This is a genomic window from Ruegeria sp. BA2 (assembly GCF_056539605.1).
Window position 1 is genome coordinate 369,051 of record NZ_JBQFVE010000002.1, and the last position, 20,670, is coordinate 389,720.

General features: G+C 55.5%; 18 protein-coding genes. 10 read left to right on the forward strand and 8 right to left on the reverse strand.

Features of this window, described 5'->3' with window-relative positions; genetic code table 11:
• The first annotated feature begins 30 nt into the window (after positions 1-30).
• A complete protein-coding gene (locus ACR0NN_RS06350) occupies positions 31-1,053 on the forward strand; it encodes a trans-3-hydroxy-L-proline dehydratase (protein ID WP_170723309.1) in 1,023 nt (340 codons plus the stop codon).
• 26 nt (positions 1,054-1,079) lie between these two features.
• On the opposite strand, the gene ACR0NN_RS06355 is transcribed toward ACR0NN_RS06350, so the two are convergent.
• Positions 1,080-1,661, reverse strand: a complete 582-nt coding sequence (locus ACR0NN_RS06355; protein ID WP_170723310.1) for a YceI family protein — start codon at positions 1,659-1,661, stop codon at positions 1,080-1,082.
• Positions 1,662-1,759: 98 nt separating this feature from the next.
• Between ACR0NN_RS06355 and ACR0NN_RS06360 the strand changes: the two genes are divergently transcribed.
• The 5 genes from ACR0NN_RS06360 to fcl all read left to right on the forward strand — a co-directional run bounded on the left by ACR0NN_RS06360 (position 1,760) and on the right by fcl (position 6,363).
• Positions 1,760-2,284, forward strand: a complete 525-nt coding sequence (locus tag ACR0NN_RS06360) for an RNA polymerase sigma factor (protein ID WP_480684136.1) — start codon at positions 1,760-1,762, stop codon at positions 2,282-2,284.
• Positions 2,281-3,018: a hypothetical protein gene (locus ACR0NN_RS06365; RefSeq protein ID WP_480684138.1), complete on the forward strand. Its 738-nt coding sequence runs from the start codon at positions 2,281-2,283 to the stop codon at positions 3,016-3,018. Before ACR0NN_RS06360 ends, ACR0NN_RS06365 begins: the two co-directional genes overlap by 4 nt.
• A gap of 59 nt (positions 3,019-3,077) precedes the next feature.
• Positions 3,078-4,157 (forward strand): helix-turn-helix domain-containing protein, encoded by a 1,080-nt coding sequence (locus ACR0NN_RS06370; protein WP_480684140.1) that lies wholly within the window; start codon positions 3,078-3,080, stop codon positions 4,155-4,157.
• A gap of 93 nt (positions 4,158-4,250) precedes the next feature.
• The gene (gene gmd / locus ACR0NN_RS06375; protein WP_170723314.1) at positions 4,251-5,375 is read left to right on the forward strand and encodes a GDP-mannose 4,6-dehydratase; all 1,125 of its coding nucleotides are present in this window, start codon (positions 4,251-4,253) and stop codon (positions 5,373-5,375) included.
• 1 nt (position 5,376) lies between these two features.
• Positions 5,377-6,363, forward strand: a complete 987-nt coding sequence (fcl, locus tag ACR0NN_RS06380; protein ID WP_480684330.1) for a GDP-L-fucose synthase — start codon at positions 5,377-5,379, stop codon at positions 6,361-6,363.
• A 547-nt stretch (positions 6,364-6,910) separates the two neighbouring features.
• Here fcl and ACR0NN_RS06385 read toward each other — a convergent pair.
• The 7 genes from ACR0NN_RS06385 to ACR0NN_RS06415 all read right to left on the reverse strand — a co-directional run bounded on the left by ACR0NN_RS06385 (position 6,911) and on the right by ACR0NN_RS06415 (position 16,538).
• Positions 6,911-8,347: a mannose-1-phosphate guanylyltransferase/mannose-6-phosphate isomerase gene (locus ACR0NN_RS06385; RefSeq protein WP_170723315.1), complete on the reverse strand. Its 1,437-nt coding sequence runs from the start codon at positions 8,345-8,347 to the stop codon at positions 6,911-6,913.
• A 66-nt stretch (positions 8,348-8,413) separates the two neighbouring features.
• Complete coding sequence (galU, locus tag ACR0NN_RS06390; RefSeq protein WP_170723316.1) at positions 8,414-9,307, reverse strand: UTP--glucose-1-phosphate uridylyltransferase GalU; 894 nt, start codon at positions 9,305-9,307, stop codon at positions 8,414-8,416.
• Between the two features lie 243 nt (positions 9,308-9,550).
• Positions 9,551-11,356 (reverse strand): ABC transporter ATP-binding protein, encoded by a 1,806-nt coding sequence (locus tag ACR0NN_RS06395; protein ID WP_170723317.1) that lies wholly within the window; start codon positions 11,354-11,356, stop codon positions 9,551-9,553.
• Position 11,357: 1 nt separating this feature from the next.
• A complete protein-coding gene (locus tag ACR0NN_RS06400) occupies positions 11,358-12,287 on the reverse strand; it encodes an ABC transporter permease subunit (RefSeq protein ID WP_170685620.1) in 930 nt (309 codons plus the stop codon).
• Between the two features lie 10 nt (positions 12,288-12,297).
• Positions 12,298-13,221, reverse strand: coding sequence for an oligopeptide ABC transporter permease OppB (gene oppB / locus ACR0NN_RS06405; protein WP_170723318.1), 924 nt, complete (start codon positions 13,219-13,221; stop codon positions 12,298-12,300).
• Positions 13,222-13,287: 66 nt separating this feature from the next.
• The gene (locus ACR0NN_RS06410) at positions 13,288-14,916 is read right to left on the reverse strand and encodes a peptide ABC transporter substrate-binding protein (protein ID WP_170723319.1); all 1,629 of its coding nucleotides are present in this window, start codon (positions 14,914-14,916) and stop codon (positions 13,288-13,290) included.
• A gap of 392 nt (positions 14,917-15,308) precedes the next feature.
• Positions 15,309-16,538, reverse strand: coding sequence for a lytic murein transglycosylase (locus ACR0NN_RS06415; protein WP_170723320.1), 1,230 nt, complete (start codon positions 16,536-16,538; stop codon positions 15,309-15,311).
• A gap of 147 nt (positions 16,539-16,685) precedes the next feature.
• On the opposite strand from ACR0NN_RS06415, the gene ACR0NN_RS06420 reads away from it, so the two are divergent.
• The 4 genes from ACR0NN_RS06420 to ACR0NN_RS06435 are packed head-to-tail and all read left to right on the forward strand — an operon-like array spanning position 16,686 to position 20,668.
• Positions 16,686-17,633: a cytochrome ubiquinol oxidase subunit II gene (locus ACR0NN_RS06420; protein WP_480684143.1), complete on the forward strand. Its 948-nt coding sequence runs from the start codon at positions 16,686-16,688 to the stop codon at positions 17,631-17,633.
• Positions 17,630-19,720 carry a cbb3-type cytochrome c oxidase subunit I gene (locus tag ACR0NN_RS06425; protein ID WP_170723321.1) on the forward strand — a complete coding sequence of 697 codons (2,091 nt, stop codon included), beginning with the start codon at positions 17,630-17,632 and terminating at the stop codon, positions 19,718-19,720. The genes ACR0NN_RS06420 and ACR0NN_RS06425 overlap by 4 nt, the downstream gene beginning before the upstream one ends.
• Positions 19,717-20,349, forward strand: coding sequence for a cytochrome c oxidase subunit 3 (locus ACR0NN_RS06430; RefSeq protein ID WP_170723322.1), 633 nt, complete (start codon positions 19,717-19,719; stop codon positions 20,347-20,349). Before ACR0NN_RS06425 ends, ACR0NN_RS06430 begins: the two co-directional genes overlap by 4 nt.
• The gene (locus tag ACR0NN_RS06435) at positions 20,342-20,668 is read left to right on the forward strand and encodes a cytochrome o ubiquinol oxidase subunit IV (protein ID WP_480684146.1); all 327 of its coding nucleotides are present in this window, start codon (positions 20,342-20,344) and stop codon (positions 20,666-20,668) included. The genes ACR0NN_RS06430 and ACR0NN_RS06435 overlap by 8 nt, the downstream gene beginning before the upstream one ends.
• Positions 20,669-20,670 lie beyond the last annotated feature (2 nt).

Here is a 20,670-nt window from a genome sequence, read left to right on the forward strand (position 1 = left end):
GCATAGACCGGCTGTTTTCGAGGAGGCCCGATGCGCAGCTCCAAAACCATCCATGTGATCTCGGCCCATGCCGAAGGTGAAGTGGGCGACGTCATTGTCGGAGGTGTCACTCCGCCCCCTGGGGAAACGGTTTGGGACCAGAGGACCTTTATCGCCGAAGACCAGACCCTGCGGGAATTCATGCTGAATGAACCCCGCGGCGGTGTTTTTCGCCATGTGAATTTGCTGGTGCCGCCCAAAAACCCTGAAGCCGACGCGGCCTTTATCATCATGGAACCGGAAGACACGCCGCCCATGTCCGGGTCTAATTCTATCTGTGTCTCTACAGTCTTGCTGGATAGTGGCATCCTTCCGATGCGCGAGCCTGAAACCCATCTGACTTTGGAAGCGCCCGGTGGGCTTGTCCGCGTCCGCGCCGAATGCCGCAATGGCAAGGCCGAACGTATCTTTGTGCAGAACGTTCCAAGTTTCGTCGACAAACTCGATGCCCGGATTGAGGTCGAAGGTATCGGGACACTTCGGGTCGATACCGCATTTGGTGGCGACAGTTTTGCAATCGTCGAGGCCGCCGATCTGGGGTTTTCTCTGACGCCAGATGAAGGTGCCGATCTGGCAAGGACCGGAGCGCGGATTACTGACGCCGCCAATGAGCAGCTTGGCTTCAATCATCCCACCAAAGATTGGAACCACATTTCATTCTGCCAGATCGCAGGCCCGCTGGATCGGCAGGGCGACGTCCTCACAGGTCGCAATACCGTCGCCATCAAGCCGGGTAAGCTGGATCGCTCGCCCTGCGGCACCGGCGCATCGGCCCGGATGGCCGTTTTGCTGGCCAAAGGAGAGATGACGTTGACCGACCGCTACCATGCGCGGTCGGTTATCGACAGTGAATTCCGCTGTCGTATCGTTGATCAGTTTGATCTGAACGGTCGCTTGGCGATCACGCCGGAAATATCGGGCCGAGGTTGGATTACGGGCACACACCAGCATATGCTAGACCCCGATGACCCATGGCCCGGCGGCTATCGCCTGAGCGATACTTGGGGGGCCTAAGCCGGGGCCAAACTCTTGCGCTGTGTTCAGCCATCAAGGCTGAACATCAGTCGCGCCGTAACAGGCACGGTACGGGTGATGCTGGGCAGCTGCGCCAGTTCCATCAATTTGTCGACGCCTGCAGAAACGCCCGCATCCTCGGTGCTGATGAAAACCATGTCGTTGGTTGACACCATGACCGCGTCTTCGGCTACGCGCAGGATGAACATGTCGGTGTAAAATTCGACCTCGGTTCCTGCCAGAGCCAGTTTTGCATCCACCTCAACCGTGTTGCTGGCACCCACGTCCAGCTTGGAGACCTCGTCCATATCAATCTCCGCGGTCAGGGTCGCGGTCGGGGCTTTGCGGAACACATATTCGATCATCCTTTCATTGCGGATGTCGATATTCGTTTCAACCGAAGACAAATCGATATCGATCTCGACCTTACCGTCGCCGCTGACATGGCCCGAGAGATTGGTAAAGGAATTGACCTCGCCCACATCCTCAATTTTGACCGTTCCATAGGCCAGATGAGAGGCGTCAGGGTTCAATGTCCAATCTGCGGCCAGTACCGGACCTGCAACAAAAGCCGACGCAATCGTGATTGATTTGAGCAGAAGTTTCATTTCATTCCTCCAGAGTCTATGACAGTTCTGACCAAGCGGACCCGGTCCCATGACAAATCAAACACGCACAGATCGCGAATTATTCGATGAGTGTTGAAATGAGCAGCGAGCAAGCCGTACGCGGCGCGATCCAGACCCATTCAAAACGGGTCTGGCGGTTTGGGCTGGCGCTATCAGGGGCCTCGGATATAGCGGACGATCTGATGCAGGCAACGGCCCTGCGGGCGTTGGAAAAACACCACCAGGTCACATCACATGAGCGGCTGGATAGCTGGCTGATGACGATCTGCCGCTCAATCTGGCTGAATGAGATACGGGCGCGGTCGGTGCGCAAGGCCCAGGCATTGTCGGTGACCCCTGAGGCAGAGCTGGTCGCAAGAGGTCCTGATTCAGAAACGAATATTTTCGCCGCTCAGGTGTTTACCCAGGTGATGCAACTGCCAGAGGCGCAGCGCGAAACGGTTATGCTTGTGTTTGTTGAAGGCTACAGCTACCGCGAAGCAGCAGCTATGCTGGACGTTCCCATCGGCACGATCATGAGCCGGCTGTCCAATGCCCGGCAGAAACTGAAAACCGTAATGCAGCACGAAGCGGACAGCGCAGTGCGACGGAGTGGCAAATGAAGTTTTCCGACGAAACACTTCTGGCCTATCTGGAAGGCAGCCTTTCTGAGGCCGAATCCCGCGCCATAGAAGACGCGGTGGCGGAAGATTCTGCGCTGGAAACCCGCTTGATGGCATTGGATCCGTTCGCCCCGATTGTGCAGCAGGTTTTCAAAGACGTTCCAGTTGAGGCGCCGTCGGTCGATCTGCCCGCGCCCACCGCGCCACAGTCTAACTCAGGGCCACTTCGTCTGCTGGCAGTCGCCGCATCAGTTGCCGTTATCGCCGTTTCCGCAACTTTCTGGGCGACGAGGCCCGAGGCACTGGGATGGGCCGAGCAAGCCGCGATCTACCAATCCCTTTATTCACCGGACACAATCGCAAATTTGGACAATTCTCAGCAAAGCCTGGATGCGCAGTTTGCCCAGGCCGAAGCCAAGCTGGGGCGGTCGCTGAATCGCGATGTTCTGGAGAATCTGCCGGGCCTTGATCTGAAACGTGCCCAGGTGCTCTCATTCAACGGTAAGCCGCTGGTGCAGGTTGTGTTCGCAGATGCTCAGGGCAACCCGCTCGCGTTTTGTGTGATACGGCAAGGGGCCGCAGCGCCGTCCAAAGATGTGAATCTCGCGGTCCTCAGTGGTCTCGCAACCGCGACATGGGCCAAGGATGGCTATGGCTACATGCTGTTGGGCAGCGATGCGCAGACGGATTTGAGCGGTGAGCTGGATGTTCTGACCGAGGCGTTTACCGGCTGATCCTGAGGACGATGGAAAACCTCTTGTGAACTGCGGCAAATGTCCGAAGAATACATGACATGAAGCCGAACCCTCAGATACCGGACCCCGATGATGAGGCCTTGGACGAAGGGCCGCGCAGCATCTACGATACCGATCCGCCGGAAGATGAGGATTTATGGTTCCTCGCGCCTTCTGACGAAGATGAACCAGAAGAATTCCTGCCCTCGGTGCCCAGGTCTGATCAGCGCATGTTGTTTGATCCCCGGGACTGGCGTGCGGCCCAATCTGAACTGTCCGCTGAGCTTGCCGATCTGGCGGTAACCTTTGGTGCATTGGACGAAAGGCTGCGTGCAGGCCCAAAAGGGTGGGGCCACCGGCTGGCTTTAATGGAAGTTTCAGATTTGGGCTGGTGGACTGGTGACAGGATCAGCGTCGACCGGCTCGCGCTTTGGACCGGATTGCGGATCGGGGCGACCGGTGATGATGTGCAGGCGCTCTACCGGGCTGGATGGGCCGTTCGTCGGTTATCTGCGGGTGCTGGTCCATCTGAGGGTGGGTGGGACGCTGGATTGACAGCGTTTCTTGACCGTCAGGCGCAAGGGATCGAGGACGTGCCCGAGGCAATTATCGATCTGGCGGAAACGATGCGAAATGTAGCTGGTTTACACCCGGTGACCCAGTCCGCAATCGGATTTCATGCGTGGCGCGCGTTGTCTCCGGGCATTGGACAGGACACCGAAGCCGCCGTAATCGCGGCCCGCCATGCCGCCACAATGGGCCGAGGTGGAGCATTGTTCATGCCGCTTTCTTTGTCTGGCCCCGGTGCGCTGCGCGGGGCAGGGGCGCTAGACGAAAAGCTCTCGGCCTGGATCAGGGGTGCGGGCCAGGCATCCCTTGCCGCCCTGTTACATCTGGATCGGATCAGCGCCTGGGAAGACCGCGCCCGTGAGGCCATATCGGATCTAAGCGGTCGGACGCCGCCCGTTTTGATCGACGCGCTGACCGCTTGGCCTATGGTATCTGCCCCCTTGGCCGAGGAACTGACCCAAGCCTCGCGCGCAGCGGCGCAGCGTAATCTGGACAAGCTTAGCGACAGAGGGCTGATCCGCGAAGTTACCGGCCAAGGTCGGTATCGCGTTTGGACAGCGGCCTTGTAACAGGCGGCGAACAACTGCGTTGGCTTGCAATCGGCTGAGTCTTGCTGTTTCTGGAAGATCAGGCAGGCGAAACTGATCCATCGGGGCACAATTATGAGCAAAACGGCACTGATCACCGGCATAACGGGTCAGGATGGCTCTTATCTGGCCGAGCTATTGCTCGCCAAAGGTTATGAGGTTCACGGTATCAAACGCCGGGCCTCGTCGTTCAACACGCAGCGGATCGACCATATCTATCAGGACCCGCATGAACCGGACCCCAGATTGCATCTGCACTATGGCGACCTCAGCGACACATCAAACTTGACGCGGATAATTCAGGAAGTGCAGCCAGACGAGGTCTATAACCTCGGCGCACAGTCCCATGTTGCGGTGAGTTTTGAATCGCCTGAATACACCGCGGATGTGGATGGTCTGGGTACTCTACGTCTGCTCGAAGCGATCCGGTTTTTGGGGCTTGAGGGCAAAACGCGGTTCTATCAGGCCTCGACCTCGGAACTTTATGGTCTGGTACAGGAAACTCCGCAGCGCGAGACAACGCCGTTTCACCCTCGTTCACCCTATGGGGTCGCCAAGCTGTATTCCTATTGGATCACAGTAAATTATCGCGAAGCCTATGGGATGTACGCCTGTAACGGCATCCTGTTCAACCACGAAAGCCCCCGGCGCGGCGAGACCTTTGTGACACGTAAGATCACGCGGGGCCTCGCAAATATCGCGCAGGGATTGGATGATTGTCTGCACATGGGCAATATCGACAGCCTGCGCGATTGGGGGCACGCCCGGGACTATGTGAAGATGCAGTGGCTGATGCTACAGCAAGATACGCCCGAAGACTTTGTGATCGCGACCAGCCAGCAATATTCCGTGCGCCAGTTCATCGAGTGGTCTGCCAGCGAGTTGGGGATCATTCTGGAGTTTTCGGGCGCGGGCGTCGACGAAATCGCAATTGTCCGCGAGGTAATCGGGGACATGGCACCGGCATTGAAAGCCGGGGACATCGTGATGCGTATCAACCCCCGATACTTCCGTCCAGCCGAGGTGGATTCGTTGCTGGGTGATCCGTCCAAAGCCAAACAGAAACTTGGTTGGGTACCTGAGACGTCAGTGCAGGACCTGTGCGCCGAGATGGTTGCCGAAGATCTTGAAATCGCACGGCGCAACGCGCTGCTTAAGGAACATGGGCTTGCGGCACCTCTAACGCGGGAAAATGGCTGAGATGGCTGGGGCACGCAGAGTCTACGTGGCAGGGCATCGCGGTATGGTCGGCAGCGCGATTCTGCGAAAACTGCAGCAGCGGCAGCAAGCGGGTGAAGAAATTGAATTGATCACGCGCACGCGGGCCGAATTGGATCTGACCGATCAGGTTCAGGTTCAAACTTTCTTGCGCTCGGAACAACCCGACATTGTGATCCTGGCCGCAGCGCGCGTTGGCGGCATCCATGCAAACAACACCTATCCGGCAGATTTTATCTACGAAAACCTGATGATCGAATGCAATGTGATCCATCAGGCGTTTTCGGCAGGTGTAAATCGGCTGCTGCAACTTGGAAGCTCTTGCATCTATCCACGCGAAACCACCCAGCCAATGCGTGAAGACGCGCTTTTGACCGGCCCGTTGGAGCCGACGAACGAACCCTACGCCATCGCCAAGATCGCTGGGATCAAACTATGTGAGAGCTACAATAGGCAATACGGCGTCGACTATCGATCTGTCATGCCAACCAACCTCTATGGCCCCGGCGACAATTTTCACCCTGCAAACAGCCATGTACTGCCCGCCCTGATCCGCCGCTTTCACGAGGCGAAAACTGACGGGCATGAGGAAGTTGTGATCTGGGGAACCGGAACACCCCGGCGAGAGTTCCTGCATGTCGACGACATGGCCAAAGCGACCCTCTTCGTACTGGACCTTCCGCGCGGCATCTATGATGCCAATACGCAACCGATGCTAAGTCACATCAATGTTGGCACGGGTGAGGATATTTCGATCGCTGAACTGGCCGCAATTGTGGCCCGTATCACCGGCTTCACTGGCCGGGTCAGTTATGACCGGGTCAAGCCGGATGGTACGATGCAGAAATTAATGGATGTATCCCGGCTGACCAATATGGGTTGGAGCGCCAGCATTGGTCTGGAGGAGGGGATACGTCAGACCTATGCATGGTTTCTGGAACAATCGGAAACCGGATTGCGTGAAAAATGACCGTCCGGGCGTTCACCCGAACGGTCTCGTGCGTCAGAACCAGCGGCCAATTGCGATTACTGTGGGTGCCGTATTTGGAGTACCTGTAGAGGACCCTATAACCTGATCAGTGATCTGCGATTCTGATGGTGCGTCGATTCAGACAAAGCAAGCTCACCATCTCTAGCCGACCCAAGGCTCGGTGAGAGCAGCACCAAGCCGCATACGTTTCGCCCTGTTTTAGTGCTGCAGTGTGCTTGTCGCATCGACCGAGGCAACGCTCAGCTTTACCTCCAAATCCAATGCGCATAGGGCTTCGTTGTTCGCCATGTGGCTTTGGGCCTGCGCAGTTGCGACAAATAGAGATAAAAACGGGGAGAATTCAATGGTGCCGTTCCAATACCGATTGCGCGTTACCCTGCGATGATCCGCGTGAATTTCGCCGGACCGAACCGAACACCTGGGTTTCCATTCGTTAATGATTTGCTTTGGCAATCGGTAGTCGCCCGCCCAGTGTGCAGCTACCGCTTACGTACCTACTTAGTAGTATAGCTACTGAGCTTAAAACTCAGTCTCGGGCATAAACATCTTCGTAGCGAATGATGTCATCTTCACCCAGATAGGTCCCGGTTTGCACTTCGATCAACACCATGGGCACTTTACCGGGGTTAACCATCCGATGCACTGCGCCCAGAGGCACGTAGACCGATTGGTTCTCGGATACGAGTTGAACTTTGTCATCAATTGTCACCTCAGCAGTCCCTTCTACTACAATCCAATGTTCGGATCGGTGATGATGGGACTGAAGGCTTAGAGACGCACCAGGATTTACATGGATACGTTTCACCTGAAAGCGATCCCCAATGACAAGGCTTTCGAACCATCCCCAGGGGCGGTGATCAATGGGCAGCGATTCCGCCTGCTTTGCGCCCTTTGCTTTCAGAGCCGAGACCGCTTGTTTGACATCCTGTGCCCGGTCCATGCTGGCGACAAGAACTGCATCAGGCATTGCGACCGTAATCACATTTTCAAGCCCCATTGCCACGACCTCTTGCGCGGGCGTTTCAGAACGCACAAGCACGTTGTGGCAATCGATTGCAGTCACTTCTCCTGCTGTAGCTACGCCATTAGCATCAGGCGCGCTCAACTCTTGCACCGCGGACCAACTGCCAACATCGGACCAACCGGCGCTATAAGGTACAACACTCAGATTGCTGGCCCTTTCCATTACCGCATAGTCGATCGAGATATCCGGAACGCTCGCCCATGCCTGGGGATCGAGCCGGAGAAAACCCAAGTCTGATTGCGCCTCGTCGACCGCCTTTTGAACAGGTGCCAAGAGATCATGGGCATGCCGATCGAATGCCGTAAGGATGTCGCGAACGGCAAACAGGAATATACCGGAATTCCAAAGGTAACTCCCTTCGGTGACCATTGCCTTAGCACTGTCCAGATCAGGTTTTTCAACAAAGCGGTCGAGCGGAACGGAAGCGCCCGAAGCATCAGGTGCGTGCCGAAGTTTCAGATAACCGTACCCGGTCTCAGGCCGGTCTGGTGTAATCCCAAAAGTCACAAGGTCGCCACTCTTGCCGATTGCGCGCACCCCTTCGGCGACGGCTGCGTGAAAGGCTTGGGTGTCTGGAATGACGTGATCCGATGCCGCCACAAGCATTATCGCATCAGAATCAATCGAAGAAAGGTGCAGGGCAGCAGCCAAAACCGCCGGAGCAGTATTGCGCCCTTCCGGTTCGATAAGGATTGAACCGGGATCAATCCCGATGGCCATCAACTGCTCGGGTACAACAAAGCGGAAAGCTTCGTTGGTCAGGATCATGGGCTTGACGTAAGGCGTATCTTCGGGGCCTCGCAGCCGATCTGCACATTGTTGCAACAGGCTGGTTTCACCAATCAGCGGTACAAACTGCTTGGGATAGCTTTTGCGCGATAATGGCCAAAGTCGCGTACCGGACCCACCACATAGAATTACTGGATAGACCTTGCTCAAGATGCCCGCCTTCTCTGAAGCACTCAAAACAAACTAAACACGCTGATCAGACAATACAATTTTGGGCTATTGTGCGGCCCGGTCTGAAACAACAATGTCATGTATGTATTGGTTCAGATCGTCGCGCAGATCGTCCCTGGCTAAAGCGAATGAAACCGTTGCTTGTAAGAAGCCGGCTTTCGAGCCGCAATCGAACCTCTGGCCGTCGAACTTGTATCCAAATACAGGTACGCCGTTCTGAATATCTTCGGCAATCGCGTCGGTTAACTGGATTTCTCCACCACTGCCTTTCTTCTTTTGGTTCAAATTATATAGAACCGAAGGCCCCAAAATATATCGACCGATCACCGCAAGATTGGATGGCGCCTCTTCAGGCTTCGGCTTTTCCACCATTCCTTTGGCTCGGACAACAGTGCCAACATTTTGACCCGTATCCAAAACACCGTAGGAGCTTGTCTTTTCATGTGGGACCTCCATCGCGGCAACCATGTTGCCACCCGTTTCTTCATAAGCCTCGACCATCTGTTGCAAGCAGGGCTTGTCGGCGGCAATCACATCGTCGGGCAACATGACAGCAAACGGTTCATCTCCGATCAGCCGACGTGCGCACCATACGGCGTGCCCTAACCCCAATGCCTTATGCTGGCGGATATAGGCAATCGCGCCGCTTTCCATATTTGTCGCGTTCAATACCTCAAGCAGATCGTCTTTGCCCTTGGATTTCAGGTCTTGTTCCAAAATGAGATTGTGGTCGAAATAGTCCTCGAGCGCCGATTTTCCGCGAGATGTTACAAAGATGAACTCGGTGATACCAGCGGCACGTGCCTCATCAATGGCGTACTGAACCAAAGGACGGTCGACGAGTGTCATGATTTCCTTTGGCACCGATTTTGTCGCCGGAAGAAAACGCGTGCCCATTCCTGCAACAGGGAAAATTGCCTTAGTGACCTTACGTACCATATTACCTCACAAATTCTGTATATTACCGATGCCAAGTGGAAACGCCGGAGCACCCACATAAGACCAAAATACCTATCAATCAATCTCACCCAGCAGGTCTGCCGTGGCTTGCAGAAATTTGCCATTAACTTATGGGCAGAGTCAAAACGAAACATGACTGATCGTAAGTGCCCAATACATTTCTCCGGCGGCCATGCAATCCATGTTGACTAACTTGCACCCCGGAGACCGGGGTGCAATGCCTCAAGCATTCGCCATTATGGCTTCCAAAGAATCGTGCTCTGCGACGAAATGGTCCGGGGCTACCTCGCTGAGCTTGGGAACATAGCTTGTTTCGCCCAATGTCAGCCTGCTAGGCAGGAATCGCAAGGCCGCCTTGGGATCCATGGGGGACGGCAATTCTCCGGGCAATTTAAGCCGTTGGCGGCTGCGTTCGACATCCGGATCAGGGATGGGAACGGCTGAGATCAAGGATTTGGTATAGGGATGGATCGGTTCGGAACAGATCACTTCGCCATCGCCCAACTCGACGATGCGACCCAGGTACAGAACCATGATCCGGTTTGAGACCGCGCGCACCACCGAGAGATCATGGCTGATAAAGATCATCGACAAGCCGAACTCCTGTTGCAATTCACGCAACAATCCAACGATCTGGGCCTGAATGGACACGTCTAGCGCCGAGACTGCTTCATCGCATATGATCAGCTTTGGCTTGTTGATCATAGCGCGTGCGATTCCCACGCGTTGATTTTGCCCACCCGACAGTTCGTGCGGGTATCTGTTGATCATATTGGCTGGCAAGCCAACGCGCTCCATCATCTCGGAAACCAGTTCCTTGCGCTCGCGTTCAGTCAGGTCCGGGCGATAGGTTTTCAAAGGTTCCGCGATGGAGGCCGATATTGTCATCCGTGGATCAAGGCTTGCCAACGGGTCTTGGAACACGATCTGCAAATCCTTGCGGTATTTGTTTAGCTCAGCACGTTTCAGCCCGACGATTGGCGTGCCCAGCCAACTGACATTTCCACCGCTGGGCTCAATCAATTGCAAAACGGCGCGCGCCAATGTGGATTTGCCGCAACCAGATTCACCGACAACGCCCAGAGTTTCACCCTTGCGAATATCGAAGCTGACACCATCGACGGCCTTCAAGGGCACCTTGCGCCCGAACAGGCCACCTGAGACATGGATCGGGAAATGAACCTTGACGTCATCCACTTTCAGCAACGGCTCTTCCACTTGGGGCAGAGCTTTGGGTGCATCACCGGCGTCGATGCGTGGCATCGCCTCAAGTAGCGTGCGGGTATAGTCATGCTGGGGCGCTCGGAAGATTTCGCGTGTGTCCCCGGCCTCGACAAATTCGCCCATACGCATGACCTGAATATTGTCACACATGCGTGCGACAACGCCCATATCGTGGGTGATCAACGCAATCGCCGTACCTTCGTCCTTTTGTAGCCGCACCATCAGATCCAGAATATCCGCCTGTACGGTTACATCCAGCGCGGTCGTTGGCTCATCCGCGATCAGCAGTTTTGGATTACACAGCATCGACATCGCGATCATCACGCGCTGACGCATACCTCCGGACAGTTCGTGCGGATACTGATCCAATCGCCGCGCCGCTTCGGGAATGCGCACGCGGTTGAGCCAGTCCAAACAGCGCTGTCGGGCAGCCGAACCTTGCAGGCCCTCATGCACCTGCAACACTTCGCGCATCTGCTGACCAACCCGCAAATGCGGTGTCAAGGCGGTCAGCGGATCCTGAAAGATCATGCCAACGTCAGAGCCTCGGATTTTGTTGATTTTGTTCACGGGCAGATTCAGGATATCTTGACCATTCAGCATTGCGGAGCCGGTCGCGTGGCCAGCAGTGGGCAATAGCCCCATCGCCGCCATGAACGTCTGGCTCTTGCCCGACCCACTTTCGCCGACGATGCCGAGACATTCACCGGGGTCGATGTTGAAACTGATGCCTTTCACAGCCTCAACTACACCGTCGGGCGTATCAAATCGGACGCTCAGGTCCTTCACGGAAAACAGACTCATATCAGCGATCCTTCGGGTCCAGAGCGTCGCGCAACCCGTCACCGATGAAGAACATGGTGATGATGATGGCGACATAGAAAGTGAGTGGGAACATCAGCTGCCAGAGCGTGCCATACGCCATGGTGCCAGCCCCTTCGGCAATCAGACGACCTAACGACGTATAGGGTTCCGAGATTCCGAGACCGAGGAACGAGATGAAGCTTTCCGTCAGGATCATCTCAGGCACCAGCAGCGAGGCATACACGATGACGACGCCCAACAGGTTGGGCAGGATGTGGCGGTACATGATGGTGAACTCACTAACACCGGCGGCGCGCGCGGCTTCGATAAACTCGCGGTTCTTCAAGGTCAGGGTTTGCCCCCGAACAATCCGCGCCATTGTCAGCCAACCGACCGCGCCCAAGGCGATGAACAGCATGAAAAAGGATCTTCCCGCTACAACGAGTAGAAGAATGATAATTAACGTTGCCGGGATCGCCAGCAGGATATCCACGAACCGCATCATCGCACTGTCCGTGCGCCCGCCAATATATCCTGCGGTGATGCCATAGCATGTGCCGACGATCAGAGCAGTTGCGGCCCCAATCAGACCAACCAGCAGCGAGGTGGTCGTGGCCTGAATGACGCGGCTGTAAAGATCGCGCCCCAGATCATCGACGCCGAAATAGTGACCGGATTCGATGGATGGCATTCCCATGCCGCGCACGTCACCCATGACGTTCCAATCGATCTCTTCATTGTTCCAGACCGCAAAGTACGGTCCAAAAATCGTGAACAACACGATCAGAGCCAGAATGAAAACGCTGGCCATTGCGGCCTTGTTGCGGACAAAGCGCATCCGTGCGTCCTGCCAGAGCGAGCGCCCCTGAATGACCGTGTAATCGGTGATTTCCTCGGCCAGATGGGCGGCTTTTTGTGATTTTCCAAGCATTGCCTGCCCCTCAGTAACGGATTTTTGGATCGAACCAGGCATAAGCCAGGTCGGTCAGAAGGTTCACAACCACGGTCAACGCGCCATAAAGGATGGTGACCCCCAACAGCACGGCGTAATCCCGTGACAACGCGGAACCCACATAGGCCTGCCCCAGACCACCAGTCGAAAAATAGATGTCGACAAAGACCGAACCGGTCAGGACATAGACAAATACAGGCCCGAGATACGAGACCACCGGCAGCAATGTTGGCTTAAGCGCATGGCGCCAGATCACGGTTCTTGTCGGCAATCCTTTTGCCCGCGCGGTGCGAATGAAGTTCGAGTTCAGAACCTCCAGCATTGACGACCGTGTGATCCTTGCGATCGAGCCCATGTAGGACGTCGCCAATGCGATGACCGGCATGACCAGATATTGCCACTGGCCACCATGCCAACCTCCACCCGGCAGCCACCCCAGCCAAAGTGTAAAGGTCAGGATCAGGATCGGGCCCATGATGAAGTTCGGAAGGGCCTGTGCGGCAATACCCAGACCCACCGCGAAATAGTCGATCCAACTATTGTGTTTGATCGCAGCGGCAATTCCCAGCGCGACGCCAACGGACGTTGCCATCAGAAAGGACAGCGAACCGTAGGTCAGCGAGATTGGGAAACCCTGCGCGATGATGTCATTGACGTCCCGGTCCTTGAACTTAAAGGATGGGCCAAAGTCAAAATGCACGACGATGTTGTACAGATAGTCCCAAAGCTGTTTCCACAGCGGTTGATCCAACCCGTACCGCGCCTCGATATTGGCCAGAACCTGCGGCGGCAATGGCCGTTCCGAGGTGAAGGGCCCGCCGGGCGCAACATGCATCAGGAAAAAACAGGCGACGATCAACAGCAGGATCGTCGGAATGGCGACAAGCAGTCGCCGAACACTATAGGCAAGCATTTGATGCCCCCCGTATTTATTGGCCTTGCCCCGGTGAACCCGGGACAAGGCGAGGTTCAATGACGATTATTCGGCGATCTTGTAGAGATTCTTCGAATACCAATTCTGCTCGACGTTGTTCACCGGCCAGTTCCCCACGTCACTGTCCATCATGTAAACACCAGCATAGTGGTAGATCGGAATGACAGGCGTTTCCTGCGCAATGATGCGCTCAACTTCGGTATAGAGAGGCGCAGGATCGTCCGAAGTTTTGGCTTCGGCCAGCAATTCGTCTACGCGGGCGTTATTGTATTTACCGTCGTTGTAGCCGGAATCTGATTGCAGCAGATCCAGGAAGGTCGATGCTTCGTTGTAATCCCCGCACCATGCGCCACGGGCCAGTTCGAAGTTCTGGTTGCCACGCTCTTCCAGAAAGACTTTCCACTCCATGTTCGCCAGCTCGGCGTTAACGCCCAGCTTTTGCTTCCACATCTGGCTCAGAGCGACCGCAACCTTTTTATGTGCTTCGGACGTGTTGTAAACCATTTCGAAGCTCAGCGGATTGTCGGGGCCATAACCAGCATTGGCCAGCAACTCTTTGGCCAACTCATCGCGCTCGGCCTGAGACATTGAAGTCATTTCAACTTCTGGCGCAGTAAAGTCAGCGGTTGCCTCTGGTGCAAACGTGTAGGCCTCAGGCTGACCACCGGCCATAACTTTTTCCGTGATGATCGCACGATCAACGGCAAGCGACAGCGCCTGTCGCACATTTGGGTCCTTAAAGGCTTCGGGGCCGCTATCTGAGACGTTGAAAGTGTAGTAATAGTTACAAAGGCGCGGGAAACTGATGGCTTCTTCCGGGTGCTCTTCCTTTAGGCGCGGATACTGACCCGCAGGAATTTCGGTGCGGTCTAGCTCGCCAGCCAAATAACGCGTCAGGGCAACGTTCTCGTCATTGATGACCAGAGAGACGACTTTGTCGATGATAGTATTGTCGTTGTCCCAGTACATCTCGTTACGCTCACGCACAGAGCGTTCTTGCGGCAGGTGCTCGGTCAGTACATAAGCGCCGTTCGAGACTATGTTTCCAGGCTTGGTCCACGCATCACCAAATTCCTCGATCACTTTCTGCGGCGCGGGGAAAGTTGTCGAGTGTGTGGTCATCTGCGGGAAATAGGGCAGGGGGGCGCTCAGCCGGACTTCCAGTGTTTTGTCGTCGATTGCCTTAACACCCAAATCGTCAACCGACTTCTCGCCCGCAATGATCTCAGCGGCGTTTTCGATCGACATGAGTTCCATGAACCATGCGTAAGGCGACGAAAGTTCGGGATCGACGGCACGTTTCCAAGCATAAACAAAGTCGCCTGCAGTTACCGGATCACCATTCGACCACTTCGCCTCATCGCGCAGGGTAAAGGTGTACACGTCTTTGGTATCATTGACCGAGAATTCGGTGGCGACACCGGGTACAAGGTTGCCGTCTTCATCCTGGTTCATCAGGCCTTCAAACAGGTCGCGTACAATTTCGGCGCCCGATACATCTTCGACAACCTGCGGGTCTACTGAGCTGTGCTCATCTAGAATTCGGTAGGTGAAGGTTTGATCGTCAGCCAGCGCTTCCCCGGTCTTTGGATGCGTGCCCGCTGCGATTGCAGTGCCAGCGATGATGGTCGAGGACAGCAGTCCCGCCAATGAGGTTCGGATAATTTTGTTCATGTGATTACTCCCATTTTATGTGGTTTACGGCGTCCGGACCGCATCAGCGGTAGCACGCTCGTCTGCCATTATGTCTCCGGCATTTGTCAGGACTTGACCTTGATCTAGATCGCATCAGGATCGAGTATTTTACCCTCTTCAATCAGGCAATGTCGGAGATCCGAGTGCGAAAGTCATCTTTCACTGCATAAGAACCTGTCAGTTTTGGAGCAAAGGTAAAAGGGTTTGCAGTTGGCGATGGCCACAAAGGTTGAAATGAACTGTAACCCGCAGGGCTGTAGAAATTTTATTTTGAAACACTTCGCAGCAGTGACATTTTCGTGAAATTCAAGATATCACCAAGGATGAATATGTTGTGCTTGATACGCGTATTTGGCGAATCACTTCATGCGCTACGGCATTAAAACGGCTTTCAAAGCGGCATCCGGAAAGCAGGTAGGTGCGCGGCCAGATGCCTCTTGCCAGCGCCCGATTGAGCGTCGGGTTTTATATCCTGGAAGGCCATCGACACCGCCGACGTCATGGCCCTGTTGAACAAGTGCCAGCTGCATGCTGGCGACATCCGATCGGTAGAGGTTCCCGACATCGCCCCAACGACCGCGAAAGTCGCCGACTCCATATTGAATGCGATCACCCACATGGCCCACAAACAGCGCGTAGAGATCGCTGGTGTTATAGTCCTTAAGGACATAGAAATTGGGTGTCACGATAAAGGCTGGACCGCTGCGCCCGGCGGGCATCATCAGATAACCCTCGGCGTTGAGTTCGTGCGCCGGAAAGGGCCTGCCTGAAACGCGACTGACGCCCATAGCGACCCAATCGCTGATCAAACGCCCCTGATCTGGGCCCTCCAGCGCGCATGAAACCGCTGTCGGAACTCTGACTTCGAACCCCCAATCGCGACCTGTCACCCATCCGTGCTCGTCTAGATATGTTCCGATCGATGCAATCGTATCAGCGGGCGAGCCCCAGATATCAGCCCGACCATCGCCGTCACCATCACGCGCATAGGTCAGAAAATTTGTGGGCATGAACTGGGGCTGACCCAGTGCACCAGCCCAGCTGCTTTTCAGGGCGTGGCCGTTACCGGACTCGGCAATCTGCAATGCGGCAATCAGTTCATTGGTGAAATAATCCGCCCGCGTGCTCATGAACCCTTTGGTGCCCAGTACCTGAAACGCATTGTGGCGGATCGGGACCTGACCATAGCCGCTCTCGCGTCCCCAAATAGCTAGAATTATACGGGCAGGAACGCCTGTTTCTGCCTCGACTCGGGTCAGCGTATCTGCGTGACGCTTCGCCATCTTGCGCCCAACAGATGTGGCACCCTGAACCGATCCCGCATTGAAATATCGCCCAGGTGAACCGAATTCGGCCTGGCGTTGGTGCTTGGGCGTCTTTTCCGGGCTTCCCGGGGGAACCAAATCCGGAAGGTCCCAGTTCAAAGTCACTCCATTGAAGGCGCGGTGGAATGTGTGTTTCGAAACGCCCTTGGCCTTTGCCTTTGGCCAGACGGTTTGTTCCAGCCAACTTTGGAACTGACGCTCAACCGCAGCGCGATCCTGCGCAAGCGAGGGCGGTGCGAGACAAAGCAGGGTGAAGAAAGCAAGAACCAAACGCATACAATCGGTCTCGCGCGCGCAAGACCTTATGTCAACAGCAGCCCGTCGGGGCGGTATTGCGAAAGTCCTTGAGAAATTCCGTGACTCTGCCGATAGTTGCCGGGAACCCCCGTCGTAAGAGGATCAACAGGCGTGACCTTTTCCCGGATGTCAGTCATCACAATGCTCACCTCGGTGACGCTGGTTATCTTGTTGCTGATGGCTCACCCTGCCGAGGCAAGCGACAGCTTCATGGATCCCCAAGGCCCTATTGCAGCGGTGCAAAAGACGCATCTTCTGCGTGCGACCGCACTGATCCTGATTGCTGTGATACCCGTTCTGGTTCTGGTGCCCTTGATCGCCCTTCGCTACCGCCGTCGTAAGGGTGGGCACGCGGCCTACACACCGCACTGGGATTTTTCCGCAAAGCTTGAATTTCTGATGTGGGGCGTTCCTGTGGTGATCGTGATGATCTTGTCCTTTTACCTCTGGAAAGCGACGCATCGCCTTGATCCCTATTCCGCGCCATTCGGGGATGAGCCAGCCATGAACGTGCAGGTGGTTGGTCTCGATTGGAAATGGCTGTTCATCTATCCAGATCACGGCATCGCCACGGTGGGAGAGCTAGGCATACCAATCAAACAGCAAGTCGCGATGACGCTGACCACAGACACTGTGATGCAGTCTTTCTTGATCCCGGCGCTGGCAGGGCAGATCTATGCCATGCCTGGCATGACAACTCAGCTACATGTGGTAGCTGACGTGCCCAAGACGATGCAGGGAGAGAACACGCAGTACAATGGCCGGGGTTTCACCAAACAGAAGTTCCTGACGCAGGCCATGGCTCCTGAAGATTTTGAAGCTTGGGTCGCAAGTGTCAAAACGCACGGCATTCCGTTGACCGAAGATACTTATCAGACGCTGGCCATGCGCACCGACCGGGATGAAGTTCAGGCAGCGTTGGGCACGGCGCTCATGCCACTAAACGCGCTCTATTTCACACTTGAAGAGGGCGATTTGTTCCATTCAATCTTGCATCGTTATCACAGCGGAGAACCTCTGCCATTGGACCAGCAACCGGGGACGGTTGAATACGGGCAGGAGGCAAACGAATGACGACTCCAGAGACCGGTTTCTTTGGCCGTTTGAGCTGGGATGCATTTCCCATCGCAGGTCTGATCCAGAACCCAGGCGCAAATGAGATCATCGCAAATGCGGCTGCCGCAATTGTGATTGTGGGCGTTGTGGCCGTGGTTGGCATCCTGACGTGGTTCCGGCTGTGGGGGCCTCTCTGGCGGGATTGGCTGACCAGTGCTGATCACAAGAAGATCGGCATCATGTATATCGTCTTCGCGATCGTCATGCTGGCACGCGGTGTGCTGGAGGGTGTGGTGATGCGCGCCCAGCAAGCAGCGGGTCCGGGGGACGGATTTCTGGAACCCGAGCATTTTGCGGAACTGTTCAGCACCCATGGCACTATCATGGTGTTCTTCGTGGCGGTTCCATTCGTCTTTGGTGTTGCAAACTATGTGATCCCGCTGATGATCGGCGCTCGCGACGTGGCCTTTCCGGTGATGAACCAGATCGGGCTTGGCTTAACCGTCTCGGCCGGGCTGATGCTGATGGTTTCGCTTGTGGTGGGCGAATTCTCAACAGGTGGCTGGACCGCGTATCCGCCCTATACAGGGGCCGCGTTCAATCCAGGCGTTGGACCGGATTACTGGATCTGGGCGATTGTGGTCTCAGGCGTGGGCACCACGCTGACCGGCATCAATTTTGCCGTCACGATCTACAAGCTGCGCGCGCCGGGGATGAAGTTCATGCGGCTGCCGATGTATTGCTGGACGATAATCTGCAGCTCGATTCTGATCATCTTTGCCATGCCCCCGCTTGGCGTAGCTGCATTGTTGCTGGCGGCTGACCGATATCTCGATTTCCACTTCTTCACCAATGACCTTGGTGGCAACATGATGAACTATGCCAACCTGTTCTGGCTGTTCGGTCACCCCGAAGTCTACCTGCTGGTCCTGCCCGCCTACGGCATTTATTCCGAGGTTTTTGCCACCTTCTCGGCCAAGCGGCTCTATGGCTACAACTCACTGGTCATCGCTACAATGTCGATTGCGGTCATGTCCTTCACCGTCTGGTTGCATCACTTCTTTACGATGGGCCAAAGTGCTTTGATCAACGCAGTATTCGGCATTGCAACCATGCTGATCGCGATCCCGACCGGGGTGAAGGTCTATGACTGGATGGCGACGCTCTATCGTGGTCGCATTCGGTTCTCAGTTCCGATGCTTTACAGCCTCGCGTTTCTGATGCTGTTCGTCATTGGCGGGCTCAGCGGAGTGGTTCTCGCCAACCCAACTGTAGACTATCAAGTGCACAACACCCTGTTCCTTGTTGCGCATTTCCACAATGCGCTGCTGCCGGGCGTACTGTTCGGACTGCTCGCCGCATATAACTATTGGTTCCCCAAGGCTTTCGGGTTCCGACTGAATGAGTTTTGGGGCCGCGTCTCAGTGTTCTGTTGGACCGTTGGGTTTCTGTTGACCTTCATGCCGCTTTATTTCGTTGGCCTCATGGGGATGCCCCGCCGATCGTTCAGTTGGGAAGACCCGAGCTTTCACCCTTATATGATCACCGCTGTCATCGGGGCTTTGGTGATTACCTGTGGTCTGCTCTCGGTTCTGATCCAACTTTGGGTCAGCATCCGCGATCGCAATCAGTCTCGCGCCCCTGTAGGCGATCCGTGGGATGGGCGCACGCTGGAATGGTCGATCCCGTCACCACCACCGCCCTATAATTTCGCTATTATCCCGCAGGTCACTGATCGCGATGATTTTGCTGCCGCTAAGGAACGTGGTCAGGCCTATCCCGACCCTGAAGCCTATGAAGATATCGAGATGCCGCGAAACACCGGTATTGGTTTCATCCTTTGCGTGCTTAGCGGCATCTGGATGTTCGCTCTGGTCTGGTGGATTTGGTGGCTGGCAATCGTAATGACCATCGCGATAGTCCTCGCTATTATCATCTGGAGTTTCGACACAAGCTCCGAAATCATCATCCCCGCCGAAGAGGTACGCAAGGATCACGAGGCGTGGCTGGCGTTGGTTCACAGCACGGCCGCCGTGGATCGCGATCACGAAAGCGCGCCCGAGAATCGCGGCCTCGCCCGCCCGGATATGGAGGCTGTGACATGAGGCGCGCACCCAAGCACAGCTATCCGGGGATCAACCTCGGCGAAGATCACGCGAGCGCCCACAAAGCGTCCGAAGTTGTCACCTTTGGTTTCTGGGTCTTCTTGATGAGCGATCTGGTCTATTTCGGCCTGATGTTTGCGATCTATATCACCATGATTGATGCACAGGCCGGAGGTCCCGGCCCGCATGAACTGTTCGATCTGAAAAGCATCTTTGCCCAGACCCTTATTCTGTTGACCAGCAGCCTGACCGTCGGACTGGCAATGCTGGCGCTGAAATACAACCTGCCACGAGCAAGGATCGTGTTGTGGTTTGGAGTGACCTTGGTCTTGGGCCTCAGCTTTCTTGCTATGGAAATCCGCGATTTCATGAACATGGCGGCTCAGGGCGGCATTCCACAGCGCAGCGGGTTTTTGTCGGCCTATTATGGGCTCGTTCCGCTGCACGGGTTGCACGTTGCTGCAGGATGTCTGTGGCTGATCGTGCTGGGCATTCAGCTAAGGGTGTTTGGCCTGACCGATCTTTTGATGTCGCGCATGGTAAGACTTGCGCTGTTCTGGCACTTCCTCGATCTGATATGGATCGGCATCATTACCATCGTCTATTTCGGAGGGCTGGCCTATGGATAAGCGATCCGAGATGCATAAACGTGAACGGCGGCGCTATGTGATCGGCTACGGTGGTTCGCTGTTGCTGACATTGATCGTTTTCGCTCTCGCGCATCAGTTCGGAATCGAAACCCCGGGTGTCTATATGGCCATCGGCCTATTGGGGATTGCGCAGTTGGTCGTGCAACTGGTCTATTTCCTGCATATCGATCGCCGTCGCAGCAGTCGTGAGGATCTTGATCTGATCCTGTTCTCGACGCTTGTTCTGCTGATTATTATCGGCGGCACCGTCTGGATTCTGGGCAATCTGGCCATACGAATGCACATGCACGTGATGTAACC